This window comes from Campylobacter sp. CH246 (genome assembly GCF_004378835.1).
Taxonomy (GTDB): Bacteria; Campylobacterota; Campylobacteria; order Campylobacterales; family Campylobacteraceae; genus Campylobacter_D; species Campylobacter_D jejuni.
In genome coordinates, this window is sequence record NZ_RYYA01000009.1 from 1 (window position 1) to 19117 (window position 19117).

Here is a 19117-nt window from a genome sequence, read left to right on the forward strand (position 1 = left end):
GGGGGGGGGTATTTTACTGCGATTTGGAATCCTCGCCACATTGTAGAGGGTTCGATTTTTGATGAAATTGAAAAGGAGATTAAACATATTGTTCCAGATCTTGCTCGTGTAAGCAGTGGCACTCAAAATGTTAAAAAATGGGAAGAAATTCTTGTTTCAACAGGAGATTTCACAGACTGCTTTTTTATGGAGTGTGACTATAAAGAGTTTTGGGATAAAGAGCGTTATCTTGGAGCTTGGCATTCTGTAAATGATATACAAGCACAAGCAGGTGAAAAAAGATGGAAGGAAATTTTAGAGATGATAGAAGCTAAAATTTCTCATATGCAAAGTATAGAGATTCCTTATAAAATAAGAGCATGGACAGCTAGAAAAGCATAAAATACCTCCTTTTTTTCATCAAGCTTGTTAAAGATGAAAAAAAAGGAAATAAAATGCAAAAACTAGTAGAACAAGTGTGGGATTATACCAAGCATGCTAAATTTTATAGCTATAGACCAAATTATGCTCCAAAAACTATAGATATGCTTATTAGTTTAGTTGGAAAAAAAGATATTAAAGTCGCTGATATCGGTGCAGGAACTGGAAATTTAAGCATTATGCTTTTAGAAAGAGGATGTAGGGTAGTATCTGTAGAACCAAATGATGCGATGCGTGAGATCGGGATAGAAAGAACCAAGGATCAAAAGATTGACTGGGTTAGAGCAACAGGCTTAAACTCAACACTCCAAAATAGTGAATTTGATTGGGTGACTTTTGGTAGTAGTTTTAATGTAATGGATAGAAATGAAGCCTTAGAGGAAGCTCATCGCTTATTAAAATCAGAGGGATATTTTTCTTGTATGTGGAATCACAGGGATTTAAACGATCCTGTGCAAAAAATAGCTGAAGATACTATTGTAGAATTTGTACCAAATTATACAAGGGGAACAAGAAGAGAAGATCAAAGACCAATTATAGAGAGTCGAAAGGATCTTTTTGATAATATTGTTTATATTGAAGAGGATTTTTATTTTCATCAAAGCATTGAAAATTATATTAATGCATGGAAAAGTGTTAAAAATCCTTATTGGGATTTGGAGACTGATGAAGGAAATGAACTTTTTAATAAAATTAGTGATAAAATTTCACAAAGACTTCCTAAGGAATTTAGCATAAAATATACCACTCGTTGTTGGAGTGCTAAAAAAATATAAAACTAAGGAAAAATATGGCGGAGTTGAATTTTAAAACCAAAGCACAAAATTTAAAAAATTTACAAACAAAATTAAAAAAAGCAAAAGTTCTACCTTTGGTTTTAACTTCGCTTGAAGAATTAATATCAAATGAAGATAAAGTTTTACATGACATTCAAACCTTAAAGGCTAATAGACTCATTATAAGAAGTTCTTCTTTAAGTGAAGATAGTATGAAAAACTCCAATGCAGGTGCTTTTCTTTCTTTGGCAAATATTAAAGCTGATTCTAAAGATGAGTTATTAAAAGCTTTATATGAAGTTGCCAATTCTATGCCATCAAAAAGCGATGAAATTTTAGTTCAACCTATGCTTGAAAACATTACTCTTTGTGGAGTTGGTTTTAGTGTTGATAAGGATAATTTTTCCCCTTATTTTTGTCTTCAATATGATGAAAATGGTTCAAATAGCTCTATTACAGATGGAAGTAGTAAGAGTGCAAAAACTTACTGTCATTACAGAGATTATTTAGAATTTAAAGATATTAGACTTCAAAAAATTATAGAACTTATAAAAGAATTAGAAGTTTTATATGACTGTTGTTTTTTAGATGTTGAATTTGCATTTGCTATTCAAGATGATAAGGAAGAACTTTTTTGCTTACAAGTGCGTCCTTTGGTTATGCATGAAAAAAATAATTTATTTCATTCTTTACCAAAAGAAGCTTTATATAGATTTTATAAACGTTTTGAGTCTTTAAAAGAATCAAGATCTAGAGTTTTGGGAGATAAAGCTATTTTTGGGGTAATGCCTGATTGGAATCCAGCTGAAATCATAGGGTTAAGACCTAGGCGTTTAGCTTTTAGTTTATATAAAGAAATCATCACAGATAATATCTGGGCGTATCAAAGAGATAATTATGGTTATAGAGATCTAAGATCCCATCCTTTAATCCATTCTTTTTTAGGCATTCCTTATGTAGATGTAAGATTATCTTTTAATTCTTTTATACCAAAAAAATTAGATGAAAATATTGCACAAAAACTTGTCAATTTTTACTTAGATAAGCTTAATAAAAATCATGAATTGCACGATAAGATTGAATTTAATATTGTTTATTCTTGTTATGACTTTAATAGTTCTAAAAAATTAGAAGAACTTTTAAATCATGGTTTTAATGAAAATGAAATCAAAAGATTAGAATTTTCATTATTGGAACTTACAAATAAGATTATTAATCCTAGATCAGGGTTTTATTTAAAAGATATACAAAAAGCTTATAAGCTAAAAGAAAGATATGATGGCATTATTAATTCTAATTTTTCTTTAATTGATAAAATTTATTGGCTTATTGAAGAATGCAAGCGTTATGGAACCTTGCCTTTTGCGGGGGTGGCTAGGGCTGCATTTGTAGCAATGCAACTTTTAAATTCTTTAGTTGAGATTGATTTTATAACCAAAGAGGAAAAAGATGATTTTTTAAATTCACTTAATACAGTGAGCAAAAATTTAAGCAAACAAACAAACCATCTTAATTTTCACAACAAAGATCAATTTTTGAAAGATTTTGGACACTTAAGAGCAGGAACTTATAATATTTTATCTCCAAGATATGATGAAGATTTTGAACTTTATTTTGATGTGGATCAAAAAGATAGTAAAGTTTATTTACAAGATAAAGCTTTTGTTTTTTCAAAAGAAAAGACAAAAGCTTTAAATGCTTTACTTAGAGAGCATGGATTAGAGATTGATGCTTGTGAATTTTTTGATTTTTTAAAACAGGCTATCGAGGGTAGAGAGCTCGTTAAATTTGAATTCACTAGATTGCTTTCTAAAGCTATAGTTTATATAGAAGAATTAGGCAAATATTATGGCATTGAAAAAGAAGATTTGGCTCATCTTGATATAAAAAGCATTTTAAATCTTTATTCTAGTCTTTATTCTATAAATCCAAAAGAGCAGTTTGTAGAAGAAATTAATCGCAATAAAAAAGAATATGAACTTACACAAGCTATAAAACTTCCTTCTTTACTTTGCAATGCCGATGAAATTTTTTCTTTTTATAATCATAGCATTATTCCAAATTTCATTACACAAAAGAGTATTACTGCATTTACGGCAAAGGAAAATGATAAAGATTTAGAAGGAAAGATTGTTTTAATTTATGCCGCAGATCCCGGATATGATTATTTATTTACAAAAAATATAGCAGGACTTATTACATGTTATGGGGGTGCTAATTCGCATATGGCCATTCGTGCCTCAGAACTTGGAATGCCTGCTGTTATAGGAGTTGGAGAAGAAAATTTTGAAAAATATTTAAAAGCTAAAAAAATAAATATAGAATGTGAAAGTGAGCAAATATTTTGTTTATAGGTATTACTCAAAGGCTTATTTGCAACGAAAGCTATCATGAAGAAAGAGAATGTTTGGCTTTGGATTGGGGAAAATTATTTAATAAAGATTTATTTAAAAATTTTACTCCTCTTCCTCTTAGCTATGAAATAGATTTTTCTTATTATAAACATCTAATAAAAGCTGTGATATTAAGCGGTGGCAATGATTTAAGTTTTTATAATCCCAATGTCTTATCTAAAAAGAGAGATTTATATGAAAAGCAAGTTATAGAAATTTGTTTAGAAGAAAAAATACCACTTTTAGGAATTTGCAGAGGGGCTCAGATGATAGCTCATTATTTTAATAGCCATATAAGTCCTTGTGAAAATCATATAGGCAAACATGAAGTATTTTTCTCAAAAGAAAAATTTATAAGCAATTCTTTTCATAATTTTGCTATTGAAAAATTAGGCGAAGATCTTGTAGAACTTTGCTTAGCAAAAGATAATACCATAGAAGCTTTTAAACATAAGTATGAAAATATTTTTGGTATAATGTGGCATATTGAAAGAGAAAATGGGCTTAATAATATTCAAATTTTAAGAGAGTGGTTTAGTTTAATCAAGGAATAATATGAATGCAATTATCTTAGCAGCAGGTTTTGGATCAAGGCTGATGCCTTTAACAAAAGATCAACCAAAGTGTATGGTTGAGTATAAGAATAAAAAAATCATAGATTATGAAATCGAAGCTTTAAAATCAGCAGGTATAAATGAAATAGCTGTTGTGGGTGGATATTTAAACGAAGTGTTAAAAAATTATCTTAATAAATATGATATCGAGCATTTTTTTATTAATTCAAAATATGATAAAACCAATATGGTTCATACTTTTTTTTGCGCTAAAGATTTTATATTAAAATGCATCGAAGAAAAACAAGATTTGATTATTTCTTATGCGGATATTGTTTATTTTCAAGATTGCGTGCAAAAGCTTATAAATGCCAAAGAAGAACTTGCTATAGTAGTTGATAAGTCTTGGCGTAAGCTTTGGAGCAAACGCTTTGCAAATCCTTTAGAAGATGCTGAAACATTAAAGATGACAAATGGTTATATTATAGAACTTGGAAAAAAAGCTAATGCCTATGATGAGATAGAAGCTCAATATATAGGACTTTTTAAATTTTCTTATCAATTTCTTTCCGAAGTTATTGCTTTTTATGAAATGCTTGATCGAGATATTTTATATGATAATAAAAATTTTGAAAATATGTACATGACAAGTTTTTTGCAAGCTTTAATTGAAAAATACAACAACGCAAAAGCAGTGGAAATTGATGGCAATTGGTGTGAAATTGATTTTATGAGTGATTTAGAGGTGCAAATTGATAAATAGTCCTTATATTATTTGGCTTACTGGTTTAGCTGGAAGTGGAAAAACAACTATAGGTCAAGCTTTGTATGAGAAATTAAAATTAAAATATAAAAACCTTATTTATCTCGATGGAGATGAGTTAAGAGAAATATTAGGACATTATGCATACGATAGACAAGGTCGCATAGATATGGCTTTGAAAAGAGCTAAATTTGCAAAATTTTTAAATGATCAAGGTATGATGGTTATTGTCACTACGATTTCAATGTTTAATGAGATTTATGATTACAATAGAAAGCAATTAAAAAATTATTATGAAATTTATATAGAATGCGATATGCATGAATTAATGCAAAGAGATCAAAAAGGGCTTTATACTAAGGCTTTAAATAAAGAAATTGATAATGTAGTTGGTGTTGATATAGAATTTGATAAACCAGAGGCTGATTTAGTGATCAATAATTCTTGTCGAAATAATTTAGAAGAAAAAGTTGAACTTATAATAAAGAAATTGGCATTGTGAAGCATTACTCAATATCAAAAAAACTTATTGCTAATGTTAGAAATTTTTACACCATTTCTTTGTATAAGAAAAAATCAAAAATAAATAAAGATGATCTTTTCCTTGGCTGGGGACGCAAAAAATCAGGTTTAAAAGCTATAAATTTAGCTAAAAAATATAAGGCTAAATTCATGCTTTTAGAAGATGGATTTATCCGCTCATTAAATTTAGGGGTTGAAAATAGCCCAAGTTTTTCTATGGTTAAAGATGATATAGGCATTTATTATGATGCAACAGCACCTTCAAAGCTTGAAAATCTTTTAAATACTTATGAATTTAAAGATGAAGAAATCAAGCAAGCTAAAAAAGCTATAGAGCTTATCAAAAAATATAAAATTAGCAAGTATAATAACAATCTTGATATTCCAGATGATTATTTTCAAAAAGATGAAAAAAGGGTTTTAATCATCACCCAAACGGCCAATGATGCCTCACTTGAATTTGGGCTTGCTAAAGGTTTTAAAACCGTCGATATGATAAAAGATGCCATAAAAGAAAATCCTAAATCTAAAATTTATATAAAAATCCATCCTGATGTTTTAAGCGGTAAAAAACAAAGTGATTTAGATATAAATTCCTTACCTAAAGAATGTATTTTAATTACTGAAAATTTTAATCCCGTAGCCTTGCTTGAGTTTTTTGATAAGGTTTATACCAAAACTTCTGGTATGGGTTTTGAAGCTTTGATGCAAGAATGTGAATGTATTTGTTATGGCATGCCTTTTTATGCGGGCTGGGGTCTAACAAAAGATAAATTAGAGTGTAAAAGAAGGATGCAAAAAAGAAGTTTAGAAGAAGTTTTCTATGCTGCTTATATACTTTATTCTGAGTATTTTAATCCTTATTTCAATCAAAAAAGTAATATTTTTGATACTATTCAAACTTTAGCAAAATATAAAGATATAGAAAAGGCAAATTCTAATAGACTTTTTTTCTTTGGATTTTCAAAATGGAAAAGGAAATTTGTAAAACCTTTTTTTATAGCTAAAAACAATGAAATCATATTTCTAGATTTCTTAGATTGTTTAAAGAATATACAATTAAAAGAAAATGATAAATTTTTTATTTGGGGTAAAAGGATAGATTATAACGCTCTTAAAACTACTCTTATAAAAAAAGCGCAAGATGAGAATTTGCTCCATTTTACTCCCAAAATTTCTTTAGTTGAAGATGGATTTATTCGCTCAATCTCTTTAGGTTCTGATCTTACGCGCCCTTTTTCTTTAATCGTTGATGATAAAGGACTTTACATAGATCCAAATAAAGCAAGTAAATTAGAAGAGCTTTTGCAAAACGAAATTTTTGATGAAAATATGCTAAATAGGGCAAAAAATATTATAAAAATCTTACTTGAGAACCGCTTTTCAAAATACAATGGCTTAAAGCATGAAAATTTAAAGATCAATGCCAAAATAGGACAAAAGATTATTTTAATCCCTGCTCAAGTTGAAGATGATGCTTCGATGATTTTAGGGGGTTTTGGCTTATCTACTCTTGATTTGCTTAAGGAGGTGCGTGCTAAAAATCAAGATGCTTATATCATCTTTAAACCCCATCCTGATGTGTTAAGTGGCAACCGTATAGGTTTAAAAGATGAAACACTCATCTTGGAATTTTGTGATGAGATTGTAAAAGATTGCAGTATTGATAGCGCTATAAAAATTGCTGATGAAATTCACACTATTACTTCTACAAGTGGTTTTGATGCTCTTTTAAGAGCTAAAAAAGTTTTTACTTATGGTATGCCTTTTTATGCGGGCTGGGGTTTAACAAAAGATAAATATAGATGTGAAAGAAGAACAAGAAAACTAAGCCTAGAAGAGCTTGTAGCAGGTGCTTTAATCATATATCCAAGATATATAAATCCTAAAACAAAAACTTTATGTGAAATTGAAGTTTGTTTAGATATAATGCTAAATTTACAAAAAGCTTATTTTTCAAAAAAATATATAAAATTGGCAATAGATTTTAAAACTTTTATGCTTAGAAAAATAAGAAGATTTTATGAATTTTTAGCAAAGAAATGAGATTTAGCACTAAAATTAAAAAAGAATTTAGCGGTAAAAATGTTTTATTCTTGCAAGGGCCTGTGGGAAATTTTTTTCATCATCTTGCAGTTAAAATGAGAAAAAACCAAACCAAAGTTTTTAAACTCAATTTTAACGGCGGAGATTTTTTTTTCTATCCTAGTGGAACGAGGTGTAAGTGTGATGAAAAAGATCTTGAAAATTTCTATAGAGATTTTTTTCAAAATAAAAAAATCGATGCTATTTTAATGTATAATGATTGTCGCATTATACATGCTAAGGCTATTAAAGTGGCTAAAGAATTAGGAATTGAAATATGGATTTTTGAAGAAGGATATTTAAGGCCTTATTGTATTACTTTGGAAAAAGATGGGGTGAATGCAAATTCTTCTTTACCGCGTGATAAAAATTTTTATCTTTCTCAAAATATTTTTACCAAAGAAAGCATAAAAGAAATTCCAGGTGGATTTAAATTTATGGCTTTTGATGCTTTTTTGTATTGGTTGTTTGCTTTTATTTTGGCTCCATTTTTTAACAACAAACTTCATCATCGCACTTTATATCCTTTTGAATTTTTATTTTGGTTTAGATCATTGTATAGAAAGTATCTTTATAAGATTACAGAAAAAAAACTAAATGAAAAGATTTATAATTTAGAAAAAAAGTACTTTTTGGCGATTTTACAAGTTTATAGCGATACGCAAATTAAATATCATTACAAAAAAAGCATAGAGCACTTTATAGAGGAAACCATACTTTCTTTTGCAAACCATGCAAGAGCTAAATCTTATCTAGTTTTTAAACACCATCCCATGGATAGGGGCTATAAGAATTATTCTAAACTCATAAATGATTTAAGTCAAAAATATCATGTAGAAGGAAGGGTTTTATATGTTCATGATACCCACTTGCCAGTTCTTTTAAGAAAGGCTTTGGGTTGTATTACTATAAATTCAACAGTAGGCCTTAGTGCTATTTTAGAAGGCTGTCCGACTAAGGTTTGTGGCAATGCTTTTTATGATTTTGAAGGCTTATCTTATCCAAAAAAACTTCAATTTTTTTGGCGTGAAGCTCATGCTTATAAACCCAATCCTGTTTTGGTATGTAATTTTAAAAAATATCTTTTACAAACTAATCAATTCAACGGCAATTTTTATAAAAATTTCTTTTTAGACAAATAAGACTAAAAAGCTTTGATTAAGAGAGCTTTTAAAGCAAAGTTGTTATAATTAAAAGCAAAAAGAAATTATTGTATGGATAGGGAAGTATTTTATATAGCAGGATATGATCCTAAAAGTTATAGATTTTATTATGATTTATTTAAAAAAAACCTAAAAGATTATTCTCATGCTTTTAACATTAAAGTTGATTTAAGTAAAATTGAAAAAAATGAGCAATTTCCTTTTTTTCAAATTTCTTGCGAAGGAGTACAAACTAAATATCATTTTTTAACATGGAATGATATTGTTAAGAAAAATTGGTCAGAAAATTATAAAGATGCTTTGGCAGATTGTTATAGTTTTTTTAGAATTTATACTATCACAGGGCTTTTTATCAAATTTGGCAAAGAGTCGATTTATCAACTTATCACAGGTTATTATCCTTTTTTTTATGTGTTATTTTCTTTACTATTTTCTTTGATTTTGGCTTTTGGAAGTTTTGCTTTTTTGCAAAATTATATGCATTTTTCTTTAGCTATCATCATAGGATGTTTTTTAGGATTTTTACTAAATCATTTTTTATTTAAATTAGGTAAGAAATTAGCTGTATTTTGGATAGCAAGAATTTGTGCTTTTTGTGCTACTTGGCAAGATAAAAAAACAGGCACTATGCAAGAAAGAATCAAGCTTTTTGCAAATACCATAGTAGATAAGCTAAAACAAAATGAAAATAAACAAGATTATGAACTTGTTTTAGTAGCACATAGTATTGGAACTATAGTTTGTATAGAAGTTTTGGAGTGTATTTTAAGACAAAATTTAGATTTATCTTTACTTCATAAGTTAAAAATTCTTACTCTAGGAGAATGCATTCCTTTAGTGAGTTATCAAAAAAAAGCGGATGAATTTAGAAAGAAGCTTGAATTTGTTTCAAGGTTTGATTTAAAATGGTATGATTACACATCGATTATTGATGGAGCATGTTTTCCTCAAGTGGATTTTTTCCGCACGAGTGGCGTAAATGCTAAATTTACACCCCCATTTTTAAGTGCTAAATTTCACACTTTATATGAAAAACATGAGTATAAAAAAATAAAAAGAGATAAAAACAAAGCGCACTTTTTATATCTTTATAGTATTAGTGTTAAAGGTGATTATGATTTTTTTTCTTTCATCATAATGCCTAAATTTTTAGAAGAAAAGGTAAAAATATGAGTGAATGCCCCTTTTTTCCAAAACCTTATAAAAATAAAGCTTCTACGCTTTTAACTTTTTTGTTAAAGCGTAGATCTTGGCTTGACGGGCTTTATGAGCGTAGTTATAAAATGCAAACAGGCTATGTGAAGATGCCAAATTTTGATCTTTATGTCATAAATGACACTAAAGAAGTTAAAAGAATGATGGTTGATGAGGTTAGAGAATTTCCTAAAAGTGCATTTTTACATGAGCTTTTAAGTCCGCTTTTAGGGGAGAGTATTTTTACTACAAATGGTGAAGTTTGGAAAAAACAAAGAGAGCTTTTGCGTCCAAGTTTTGAAATGACTCGTATCAATAAAGTGTTTAATCTTATGAGTGAAGCTGTGGCAGATATGATGGATCGTTTTAGCAAGTATCCAAATCATGCTGTTATCGAAGTAGATGAAGCTATGACTTTTATTACCGCTGATGTGATTTTTCGCACCATTATGTCTTCAAAACTCGATGAGGAAAAAGGTAAAAAAATCTTAAACGCATTTGTGACTTTTCAAGAGCAAAGCGTGCATACAGCCATGCGTCGTATGTTTCGTTTTCCAAAATGGCTTTCTTATGTGTTAGGAGATTGTAAGCGTGCTAAGGCCGGAGATGTGATCAGACAGGTTTTAAGTGATATCATAAAACCAAGATATGATATGGCAGATAATGCAGAATTTGAAGATATTTTAGGATCTTTGCTTTTAGTAGTGGATGCTGATACAAATAAGCGTTTTTCTTTTGAGGAAATTTTAGATCAAGTGGCTATGCTTTTTTTAGCAGGACATGAAACCACAGCAAGTTCTTTGACATGGACGCTTTATTTGCTTAGTCTTTATCCTAAGGAGCAAGAAAAAGCTTATGAGGAGATTACTCAGGTTTTACAGGGTGGAGCCATTGAAATTTCGCATCTAAGACAGTTTAAATACTTAACAAATATTTTTAAAGAATCTTTAAGACTTTATCCTCCTGTTGGATTTTTTGCAAGAGAGGCAAAAAAAGATACCCAAGTTAGAGATAAGCTTATTAAAAAAGGTTCTGGGGTGGTGATTGCTCCTTGGCTGATACACAGACATGAAGAATTTTGGACAAATCCGCATGGATTTAATCCTTCTCGTTTTGAAGGAGAATACAAAAAAGATGCTTATTTGCCTTTTGGGGTAGGGGAAAGAATTTGTATAGGACAAGGTTTTGCTATGCAAGAAGCGATTTTGATTTTGGCTAATATTTTAAAAACTTACAAACTAGAACTTGAAGAAGGATTTGTACCTGATGTAGTAGGGCGTTTAACAGTGCGTTCGGCTAATGGTATGAGGATAAAATTTAGCAAAAGAGAGTTATGAAAAGAGTTAGAGTTAAAATTCGTGCCAATTTTCGTCGTCGTGTAAAACGCACCTTAAAAGGAAGCTTAAAAGAAAAATTAGCAGGGACTATTTTGCTTTGTGCGATAGTACCTTTAGCAGTTTTAGGATATCTTTTTATCGTGATTATAGGAACTTTTTTTAATACCGCACGAGCAAGACAGGGTGTTAGAGCCTTAGATCATTTTGTAAATGCAAGCTTGTTTAATGGCTATGCTTGGGAGAGCGTTTCTTCTCATGCGTGGCGTGAAAGAAATCGCAAAAAATGGGCAAGGATTGTTATAAAAATCACAGATTTTTTTCAAAAAGATCATTGTAAAAGAGCAAATAAAAGAGAACAACCTGTGGTGGATTTCATACTTTCAAGAAATTTAGATAAGCAAACTATAGGAAAATAATCAAACTATAGCTACTATGGCTATAGCAAAACCATTATCATGAGAAATGCTTAGGGAAGTTTGAGTGATATTAAAATCTTTTGTAATTTTTTGAGAATATTTTAATTTAGGCGCGTTTTTTTCATCTTTTGATATTTCAATATCAAAAAAACTGCATAATTCACAAATTCCAACACCTAAAGCCTTGCTAGCGGCTTCTTTAGCAGCCCAAAGACCTGCTAGAGTTGCTGGATTTTTAATGAGTATTTGTTCTTTTGGGCTTAGAAATTTATCCAAAAAATTTTTGCCATGTCTAGAATGAATTTTTTCTATTCTAGAAATGGCGATGATATCACAGCCTACACGCATTTAAGAAACTACAAAATCCGTAAAATAAACATTTTTAATAAAGCCATCGGTTAAAATTTCATTGATTTTTCCAACTAGCTCATCTTTTAAACGTTCTTTGCCTTTTTGTGTACTTACTTCTTCAAAAGTTTTAGCTGTTAATGTACGAATAATAATATCACGAATCACTGGAACTTTTTTGTCAAGTTCAGGTTTTAAAAGTTCGCTATTTTGTTCTAATTCTATAGTGCATTTTACATATCTTGAGCCACTATCGCTAAGTAAATTTAGGGTAAAAGGATCAAGTGGATACATAGGACCTATATTAGCAAAATCACTACCTCGTTGAGTAGGGGCTGAAACCTTAGGTTTATCGGCTTTTGCCTCTTCTTTTGGAGCTTCTTTGACTTCACTTTCATCACTTGAACTGCTTGAAATAAGCCAAGCAATTACTCCCATAATACTAAGAAGTAAAACAAAAAGTAAAATAACAATAATAATTACAAGTGAACCGCCTTTTTTCTTTTTCGTTTCTTCGTTTTCTAATTCTTCATCCATAAATTTTCCTTCATTTAGTGAAATTAATGTAAAATTGTAGCAAAAATTTCTTTTCTATCCAAATTTGCTTTAGAAAAACGATAAATTTAGGTCAAAGAAGAGATGAATTTGAAGGAAAAAAATGTTAGATGTGATTTTTAGAGAATATGATATAAGAGGACTTTACGACAAAGAACTGAATGAAAAAAGTGTTAAGGCTATAGGTTTTTGCTTAGGACAAACCATGCTAAATAAAGGCTGTAAAAATGTAAGTGTGGGTTATGATGCAAGATATAGTGCAAATGAGCTTTTTAATTATCTAGTGAGTGGACTTAACAAAGCGGGAATAAAAATCTATGATATAGGACTTGTGCCAACTCCATTGGGGTATTTTAGTCTTTATGAGGGCTTGAAATTTGATGCAAATGTTATGATAACAGGCTCTCATAACCCAAAAGATTATAATGGTTTTAAAATCACTATCAATAAAGAAAGTTTTTTTGGTGTGGAATTAAAAGAGTTTTCAAAAGAAGTTTATAAGCATTTAGATGATGATATTGAAGAAAATTTAGAAGTAGAAAAATACGATATTTTAAGCCTTTATGTGAAATTTATGTGCGAGCAATTTAGTTTTTTAAAGGATTTTAATTATAAATTTGGTGTTGATTGCACAAATGGTGCGGTTGGAGTGGTGATAGAGCCTTTAATCAAAGCTTTAAATTTAAAAGCTCATGTAATGTTTGCAGAGCCTGATGGACAGTTTCCAAACCATGCTCCAGATCCTACAGAAGAAGAAAATTTAAGTGCGATTAGAGAATTTTTAAATCAAAATCAAGATTATTCTTTGGCTTTTGCTTTTGATGGGGATGCTGATAGAATGGTTGCTTTAAGTAAAACTCATGTATTTTGTGGAGATGAGCTTTGTTATTTGTTTGCTAAAAATATCCCTAATCCACGCATTTTAGGCGAGGTAAAATGTTCTAAAAATCTTTTTGATGAAGTGGCTAAATTTGGAACTATTTTTATGGGAAAAACAGGACATTCTAATATCAAAAAAATGATGAAAGAAAAAGATATTGATTTAGCTGCTGAAGTGAGTGGGCATATTTTCTTTAAACATAGATATTTTGGTTATGATGATGGAATTTATGCATTTTTAAGAGCCTTGGAGCTTGTTTATAAAGGTTTTGATCTAGAAAGTATGATTAGAGCTTTACCAAAACTTTATACTACACCTGAAATTAAAATTCCTGTAAATGAAGAAGAAAAATTTAAACTTGTAGAAGAATTTCAAAAAGAGATTGAAAAAGGAGCTTTAAAAGGTGTTAAAAGTCTTTGTGAAATTGATGGAGCTAGGATAGATTTTGGCGATGGATGGGCTTTGCTTCGTGCATCTAACACTAGCCCTTATCTTATCACACGCTTTGAGGCAACATCTTTAGAAAGAGCAAAAGAGCTTGAAAGTATGGTGTTTACTTTATTTGATGATATAAAAGCTAGATTTAAGAATTGATGAGATAATATTTCGCGATTTAAATTTATCTTAAAAAGGAATAAAAAATGAAAAAAATACTTGTTCTGCTTACGCTATGTGCTTTTGCTTTTGGTGCAAGTGAATGCGATAAAAAAATTGATCGTATTAATAAAGAAATCAGTTTTTCTAAAGCACATAATGACACAGCTAGAACTTTAAGTTTAGAACTTGCTTTAAAGCAAGTGCAAAATGATTGCACTAAAGATCCTATGTTTTATGATAAAAAACTAGAAGCTAAAAAACTTAAAGAACAAGAAGTGGAAAAAATCGAAAAAGAACTCGATGCTTTACATGATCAAAAAGACTATATGAGTAAGGTTGAGTATAAAGCTAAGAAAAAAGCTTTAAAAGAACAAAAAGAGAAAATCAAAAAAGAGATTGAAGAATATATTGATAATCTCTAAAAACTAAAAAGGCTAATTAAATTTTTAGCCTTTTTAAACCTTGCCTTTTTTAAGGTTTTCTAGTAATTCTTCTATATTATAAATTCCTCTATGTTCTGGTGTTAAAAGGTGGATTAAAATATCGCCAAGATCGATCACGCTCCATTCTTCGCTACTATCTATGTTTAAAAATTCCTCACCTTTGGCTTTAAGTTGTGTTTTAAGCTCATCGATCAAGGATAGAGCGTGTCTTTCTCCTAAAGTAGCTGCAATAATGACATATTTTACAAAGTATTCTTGCTCGCTCATGTCAATGGTTTTGATATTTTCAGCTTTTTTTTCATCTAAAATTTTAACGATTAAATCTATTCTTTCTTGCATTATTGTCCTTTAATTTTTGAAATTGTATCAATTTTTTTGTAATTTTTCATAGTATTTTTTTACTTCATCTTTAATTTCTTCGCAGACTTCATTTGTATTTAGAGTGTTGCGTATGAAAGAAGAAGCGATTTTTTTATTGGTTTTTAAATCTTTAAAATTCTTAGGAATTTCTATATCATTGCGATTAGCAATAACAAATTCTACTAAAGAATTAAGTTTTTCAAAATCATGCCAAAGGTGAAGTTTTTCTAAATGATCTGCACCGATTAAAAGATAAAATTTACTAGGATTATAAAGCTTATAAAGATACTTAACACTTTCTATGCTAGGAACAGGGCGTTTTTGCCTGATTTCAAAATCACAAATTTCAACTTTTAGCAAATGTCCCCAAAGTTTTTTAACCCATAAGAATCTTTGCTTTTCATCAGCACTAAAACTTTGTTTAAAAGGATTAATATAAGTAGGCATAATAATAAGCTTATCAATATCTAATTTTTCCAAAGCCTCTAAAACAACGCTATTGTGTCCATTATGTGGCGGATCAAAACTGCCACCAAAAAGTGCTATCTTCATTAAAATTTTAACCTTTTTTTTGTAGAATATTAACATTATATTTTGCAAAAGGAAATTAAATGGCTGTAAAAGTTGCTATAAATGGTTTTGGACGCATAGGCAGATGTGTTGCAAGAATCATCTTAGAAAGAAATGATATTGAGCTTGTGGCGATAAATGATACTACAGATATTGAACTTACAAAATACCTTTTTAAATACGATACAGTACATGGTGAATTTAAAGGCAGTGTTGATAGTGAAGGCGATGATTTAGTGATAAATGGTAAAAAAATCAAAGTATTTAAAAGTCGCAATGTAAAAGATCTTGACTTTGCAAAATACGGCACACAAATTGTTTTAGAGTGCACAGGAGCACATTTAACTATGGCAAAATGTCAAGAATTTGTAGATATGGGAGTGCAAAAAGTGATCATGAGTGCTCCTGCAAAAGATGATACACCTACTTATGTTTTAGGAGTAAATTCAGAACTTTACAAGGGTGAAAGCATTATTTCTAATGCAAGTTGTACAACAAATTGTTTAGGTCCTGTTTGTCGTGTTTTACAAGATAATTTTGGTATAGAAAAAGGACTTATGACAACGATACATGCTTATACAAATGGACAAAGTATTATTGATGCTAAGGCTAAAGATAAACGCCGTTCTCGTGCTGCAGCGCAAAATATCATTCCAACCTCTACAGGCGCAGCAAAAGCTATGAAACTTGTTATGCCTGAGCTTAATGGCAAGCTTCATGGACAAAGTATGCGTGTGCCAGTGATTGATGTATCAAGCGTGGATTTAACTGCACAACTAAGCCGTAAAGTTAACAAAGATGAAATCAATGAAGCTTTTAGAAAAGCTGCAGCTACAAATTTAAAAGGCATTTTAATGGTGGATGATGATGAAAGAGTTTCAAGCGATTTTATCACTTGTTCTTATGGGGCCATTGTGGCAAGTGATTTAACTCAAGTGATTGCGGATGATTTTATCAAGGTGATTGCTTGGTATGATAATGAATGGGGTTATTCAAGTCGTCTAGTAGATATGGCAGTATATATTGCAAATAAGGCTTAATCATGAGTGATATTATTTCTATAAAAGATATTGATTTAGCTAAGAAAAAAGTTTTTATAAGATGTGATTTTAATGTTCCTCAAGATGATTTTTTAAATATCACCGATGATAGACGCATAAGATCAGCTATTCCTACGATAAGATATTGTTTGGATAATGGTTGTAGTGTGATTTTAGCCTCTCACTTAGGACGCCCAAAAGAAATTAGCTCCAAGTATTCTTTAGAACCTGTTGCTAAGCGTCTTGCTAGACTTTTAGATAAAGAAATTGTTATGGCAAAAGATGTTATCGGCGAAGATGCAAAAACCAAAGCTATGAATTTAAAAGTGGGTGAAATTTTACTTCTTGAAAATTTGCGTTTTGAAAAAGGCGAAACTAAAAATGATGAAAATTTAGCCAAAGAACTTGCTTCTATGGTTCAAGTTTATATCAATGATGCTTTTGGAGTATGCCATAGAGCACATTCTAGCGTGGAGGCTATTACTAAATTTTTTGATGAAAAACACAAAGGTGCAGGATTTTTACTCCAAAAAGAAATTGATTTTGCAAGCAATCTTATCAAACATCCAGCACGTCCTTTTGTCGCTGTTGTTGGAGGTTCAAAGGTAAGTGGAAAACTTCAAGCATTGACAAATTTATTACCAAAGGTAGATAAATTAATCATAGGCGGAGGTATGGCATTTACTTTTTTAAAAGCCTTAGGTTATGATATAGGAAATTCACTTTTAGAAGAAGAACTTTTAGAAGAAGCTAATAAAATTCTTACTAAAGGTAAAAATTTAGGAGTGAAAATTTATCTTCCAGTAGACGTTGTAGCCGCTCCTGCGTGCTCACAAGATGCGCCGATGAAATTTGTTCCAGCACAAGAAATTCCAAATGGTTGGATGGGTTTAGATATAGGACCTGCAAGTGTGAGACTTTTTAAAGAGGTGATTTCTGATGCGCAAACGATTTGGTGGAATGGACCTATGGGGGTTTTTGAAATTGATAAATTTTCAAAAGGTAGCATTAAAATGAGTCATTATATTAGTGAAGGGCATGCAACTTCTGTTGTTGGAGGCGGTGATACAGCTGATGTGGTTGCGCGCGCAGGTGATGCAGATGAGATGACTTTTATTTCTACTGGAGGTGGCGCTTCTCTTGAACTTATAGAGGGTAAAGAACTTCCAGGTGTAAAAGCTTTAAGATCTAAGGAAAATGAATGATCTTTGCTGCAAATTTAAAATGCAATCACACAAGAGCAAGTTTTAAAATTTATGCTGAAATTTTAAATAAAACTATGGGAGCAAAATGTGATGATATTATCGTTTTCCCACCTAGTGTAGCATTTTTAGAAAATGAAAATAACTTCATACAAGGAGCCCAAAATTTTTATCCTTGTGTTAATGGTGCTTTTACAGGCGAGCTTGGAAAAGAGCATTTGGACGAATTTGGGATCAAATGTGTTTTAATCGGGCATTCTGAAAGAAGAGCTTTAGGAGATGAAGAGCTTATTGGAGCTAAATTTGATTTTGCTAAAGAGCATGGTTATAAAATTGTTTTTTGTATAGGTGAAAATTTAGATACAAAAAATTCAGGCAAGACTTTAGAGTTTTTAAAAAAACAACTTGAAATTATTGATTTAAATTATGAAAGACTCATTATCGCTTATGAGCCTATTTATTCTATAGGAACGGGAGTGAGTGCACAAAGTACAGATATCGCTAAAGTGCTTGAATTTTTAGTGAGTTTAACCAAGGCGCCTTTGCTTTATGGTGGAAGCGTGAATGAAAATAATATCAAAGAAATTTTAAGTGTAAATCATTGTGGTGGAGTTTTGATAGGCTCTGCAGCTTTAAAAGTAGAAAATTTTATAAAATTAATCAAAGGATAAAAGATGATTATGAAGGGTAAAAAAGGCCTTATTGTAGGGGTTGCAAATAATAAATCTATCGCTTATGGCATAGCAAAAGCATGTTTTGATCAAGGAGCCCAGCTTGCTTTTACTTTTTTAAATGATGCTTTAAAAAAACGTGTAGAACCTATAGCACAAGAGTTTAATTCTAATTTTGTTTATGAGCTTGATGTAAATAATAACGAGCATTTAGATTCTATCGCTGAAAAAATCAAAAAAGATTTAGGTGAGATTGATTTTGTAGTACATGCGGTTGCTTTTGCTCCAAAAGAAGCTTTAGAAAATTCTTTTTTAGAAACTTCAAAAGAAGCTTTTGATATAGCTATGCAAACTTCTGTGTATTCTTTACTTTCTTTAACACGTGCGGTTTTACCTATTTTAAAAGAGAAGGGTTCGATTTTGACTTTAAGTTATCTTGGTGGGGTTAAATATGTACCTCATTATAATGTTATGGGTGTAGCAAAAGCCGCACTTGAAAGTTCTGTGCGTTATTTAGCAAGAGATCTAGGAGTAAAAGGAATTCGTGTTAATGCTATTTCAGCAGGTCCTATTAAAACTTTGGCAGCAAGTGGAATAGGGGATTTTAGAATGATTTTAAAATACAATGAAATCAATTCTCCTTTAAAACGCAATGTTAGTATAGAAGATGTAGGCAATTCGGCTATGTATTTACTTAGCGATTTAGCAAATGGTGTTACAGGTGAAATACATTATGTTGATGCAGGATATAACATCATGGGTATGGGCGATGTTGAAAAAAATGAAGAAGGGCAAACTGTTCTTTGTTGGGATAATCAAAAAGGATAA

19 protein-coding genes and 2 pseudogenes are annotated in these 19117 nt (G+C 30.4%); 17 read left to right on the top strand and 4 right to left on the bottom strand.

Annotation, left to right across the window (positions count from 1 at the left end):
- From ELQ06_RS07210 to ELQ06_RS07260, 11 genes and pseudogenes are all read left to right on the top strand, one after another.
- A pseudogene (locus tag ELQ06_RS07210) lies at positions 1-381 on the top strand (SAM-dependent methyltransferase); the annotation flags it as partial.
- A gap of 53 nt (positions 382-434) precedes the next feature.
- Positions 435-1196, top strand: a complete 762-nt coding sequence (locus tag ELQ06_RS07215; protein ID WP_002825818.1) for a class I SAM-dependent methyltransferase — start codon at positions 435-437, stop codon at positions 1194-1196.
- A gap of 14 nt (positions 1197-1210) precedes the next feature.
- Positions 1211-3550 carry a PEP-utilizing enzyme gene (locus ELQ06_RS07220; protein WP_052798025.1) on the top strand — a complete coding sequence of 780 codons (2340 nt, stop codon included), beginning with the start codon at positions 1211-1213 and terminating at the stop codon, positions 3548-3550.
- Positions 3541-4143, top strand: coding sequence for a gamma-glutamyl-CDP-amidate hydrolase (locus ELQ06_RS07225; RefSeq protein WP_052798026.1), 603 nt, complete (start codon positions 3541-3543; stop codon positions 4141-4143). Before ELQ06_RS07220 ends, ELQ06_RS07225 begins: the two co-directional genes overlap by 10 nt.
- Position 4144: 1 nt before the next feature.
- On the top strand, positions 4145-4906 hold the full coding sequence (locus tag ELQ06_RS07230; RefSeq protein ID WP_002825812.1) for a CTP:phosphoglutamine cytidylyltransferase: 762 nt from the start codon (positions 4145-4147) through the stop codon (positions 4904-4906).
- Complete coding sequence (locus tag ELQ06_RS07235) at positions 4896-5408, top strand: cytidine diphosphoramidate kinase (protein WP_002903883.1); 513 nt, start codon at positions 4896-4898, stop codon at positions 5406-5408. The genes ELQ06_RS07230 and ELQ06_RS07235 overlap by 11 nt, the downstream gene beginning before the upstream one ends.
- A complete protein-coding gene (locus ELQ06_RS07240) occupies positions 5405-7474 on the top strand; it encodes a capsular polysaccharide biosynthesis protein (protein WP_052821032.1) in 2070 nt (689 codons plus the stop codon). The genes ELQ06_RS07235 and ELQ06_RS07240 overlap by 4 nt, the downstream gene beginning before the upstream one ends.
- Complete coding sequence (gene kpsS / locus ELQ06_RS07245) at positions 7471-8655, top strand: capsule polysaccharide modification protein KpsS (protein WP_052798028.1); 1185 nt, start codon at positions 7471-7473, stop codon at positions 8653-8655. Before ELQ06_RS07240 ends, kpsS begins: the two co-directional genes overlap by 4 nt.
- Before the next feature lie 72 nt (positions 8656-8727).
- Entirely contained in the window at positions 8728-9849 is a 1122-nt protein-coding gene (locus ELQ06_RS07250) for a hypothetical protein (protein WP_052798029.1), read from the top strand.
- Positions 9846-11207, top strand: coding sequence for a cytochrome P450 (locus tag ELQ06_RS07255; RefSeq protein WP_002880390.1), 1362 nt, complete (start codon positions 9846-9848; stop codon positions 11205-11207). Before ELQ06_RS07250 ends, ELQ06_RS07255 begins: the two co-directional genes overlap by 4 nt.
- The gene (locus ELQ06_RS07260; RefSeq protein ID WP_002880391.1) at positions 11204-11623 is read left to right on the top strand and encodes a hypothetical protein; all 420 of its coding nucleotides are present in this window, start codon (positions 11204-11206) and stop codon (positions 11621-11623) included. Before ELQ06_RS07255 ends, ELQ06_RS07260 begins: the two co-directional genes overlap by 4 nt.
- Here ELQ06_RS07260 and acpS read toward each other — a convergent pair whose 3' ends face one another.
- Positions 11624-11971, bottom strand: coding sequence for a holo-ACP synthase (acpS, locus tag ELQ06_RS07265; protein ID WP_002825806.1), 348 nt, complete (start codon positions 11969-11971; stop codon positions 11624-11626).
- On the bottom strand, positions 11972-12508 hold the full coding sequence (gene fliL / locus ELQ06_RS07270) for a flagellar basal body-associated protein FliL (RefSeq protein ID WP_002855429.1): 537 nt from the start codon (positions 12506-12508) through the stop codon (positions 11972-11974).
- Positions 12509-12610: 102 nt separating this feature from the next.
- Here fliL and pgmL point away from each other — a divergent pair.
- Positions 12611-14000: pseudogene (gene pgmL, locus ELQ06_RS07275) on the top strand (phosphoglucosamine mutase PgmL).
- 47 nt (positions 14001-14047) lie between these two features.
- On the top strand, positions 14048-14425 hold the full coding sequence (locus ELQ06_RS07280; protein ID WP_002875241.1) for a DUF1090 domain-containing protein: 378 nt from the start codon (positions 14048-14050) through the stop codon (positions 14423-14425).
- A 33-nt stretch (positions 14426-14458) separates the two neighbouring features.
- Here ELQ06_RS07280 and rsfS read toward each other — a convergent pair whose 3' ends face one another.
- Both rsfS and nadD read right to left on the bottom strand, forming a co-directional pair.
- A complete protein-coding gene (gene rsfS, locus ELQ06_RS07285; RefSeq protein ID WP_052794208.1) occupies positions 14459-14785 on the bottom strand; it encodes a ribosome silencing factor in 327 nt (108 codons plus the stop codon).
- A gap of 27 nt (positions 14786-14812) precedes the next feature.
- The gene (nadD, locus tag ELQ06_RS07290) at positions 14813-15358 is read right to left on the bottom strand and encodes a nicotinate (nicotinamide) nucleotide adenylyltransferase (RefSeq protein WP_052794209.1); all 546 of its coding nucleotides are present in this window, start codon (positions 15356-15358) and stop codon (positions 14813-14815) included.
- Positions 15359-15417: 59 nt separating this feature from the next.
- Between nadD and gap the strand changes: the two genes are divergently transcribed.
- The 4 genes from gap to fabI are packed head-to-tail and all read left to right on the top strand — an operon-like array spanning position 15418 to position 19117.
- Positions 15418-16416 carry a type I glyceraldehyde-3-phosphate dehydrogenase gene (gap, locus tag ELQ06_RS07295; RefSeq protein WP_052794210.1) on the top strand — a complete coding sequence of 333 codons (999 nt, stop codon included), beginning with the start codon at positions 15418-15420 and terminating at the stop codon, positions 16414-16416.
- 2 nt (positions 16417-16418) lie between these two features.
- Positions 16419-17621: a phosphoglycerate kinase gene (locus tag ELQ06_RS07300; RefSeq protein ID WP_002859679.1), complete on the top strand. Its 1203-nt coding sequence runs from the start codon at positions 16419-16421 to the stop codon at positions 17619-17621.
- A complete protein-coding gene (locus ELQ06_RS07305; protein ID WP_052794211.1) occupies positions 17618-18289 on the top strand; it encodes a triose-phosphate isomerase in 672 nt (223 codons plus the stop codon). The genes ELQ06_RS07300 and ELQ06_RS07305 overlap by 4 nt, the downstream gene beginning before the upstream one ends.
- A 3-nt stretch (positions 18290-18292) precedes the next feature.
- Positions 18293-19117, top strand: coding sequence for an enoyl-ACP reductase FabI (gene fabI, locus ELQ06_RS07310; RefSeq protein ID WP_052794212.1), 825 nt, complete (start codon positions 18293-18295; stop codon positions 19115-19117).

What these genes read in the sequence shown, in the direction of transcription:
- fabI (WP_052794212.1), top strand. Translation starts at nt 18,293, where the DNA reads ATGATTATGAAGGGTAAAAAAGGCCTTATTGTAGGGGTTGCAAATAAT.
- ELQ06_RS07260 (WP_002880391.1), top strand. Translation starts at nt 11,204, where the DNA reads ATGAAAAGAGTTAGAGTTAAAATTCGTGCCAATTTTCGTCGTCGTGTA.
- ELQ06_RS07280 (WP_002875241.1), top strand. Translation starts at nt 14,048, where the DNA reads ATGAAAAAAATACTTGTTCTGCTTACGCTATGTGCTTTTGCTTTTGGT.
- ELQ06_RS07305 (WP_052794211.1), top strand. Translation starts at nt 17,618, where the DNA reads ATGATCTTTGCTGCAAATTTAAAATGCAATCACACAAGAGCAAGTTTT.
- kpsS (WP_052798028.1), top strand. Translation starts at nt 7,471, where the DNA reads ATGAGATTTAGCACTAAAATTAAAAAAGAATTTAGCGGTAAAAATGTT.
- rsfS (WP_052794208.1), bottom strand. Translation starts at nt 14,785, where the DNA reads ATGCAAGAAAGAATAGATTTAATCGTTAAAATTTTAGATGAAAAAAAA.
- ELQ06_RS07215 (WP_002825818.1), top strand. Translation starts at nt 435, where the DNA reads ATGCAAAAACTAGTAGAACAAGTGTGGGATTATACCAAGCATGCTAAA.
- ELQ06_RS07220 (WP_052798025.1), top strand. Translation starts at nt 1,211, where the DNA reads ATGGCGGAGTTGAATTTTAAAACCAAAGCACAAAATTTAAAAAATTTA.
- ELQ06_RS07300 (WP_002859679.1), top strand. Translation starts at nt 16,419, where the DNA reads ATGAGTGATATTATTTCTATAAAAGATATTGATTTAGCTAAGAAAAAA.
- fliL (WP_002855429.1), bottom strand. Translation starts at nt 12,508, where the DNA reads ATGGATGAAGAATTAGAAAACGAAGAAACGAAAAAGAAAAAAGGCGGT.
- acpS (WP_002825806.1), bottom strand. Translation starts at nt 11,971, where the DNA reads ATGCGTGTAGGCTGTGATATCATCGCCATTTCTAGAATAGAAAAAATT.
- nadD (WP_052794209.1), bottom strand. Translation starts at nt 15,358, where the DNA reads ATGAAGATAGCACTTTTTGGTGGCAGTTTTGATCCGCCACATAATGGA.
- ELQ06_RS07230 (WP_002825812.1), top strand. Translation starts at nt 4,145, where the DNA reads ATGAATGCAATTATCTTAGCAGCAGGTTTTGGATCAAGGCTGATGCCT.
- ELQ06_RS07250 (WP_052798029.1), top strand. Translation starts at nt 8,728, where the DNA reads ATGGATAGGGAAGTATTTTATATAGCAGGATATGATCCTAAAAGTTAT.
- gap (WP_052794210.1), top strand. Translation starts at nt 15,418, where the DNA reads ATGGCTGTAAAAGTTGCTATAAATGGTTTTGGACGCATAGGCAGATGT.
- ELQ06_RS07255 (WP_002880390.1), top strand. Translation starts at nt 9,846, where the DNA reads ATGAGTGAATGCCCCTTTTTTCCAAAACCTTATAAAAATAAAGCTTCT.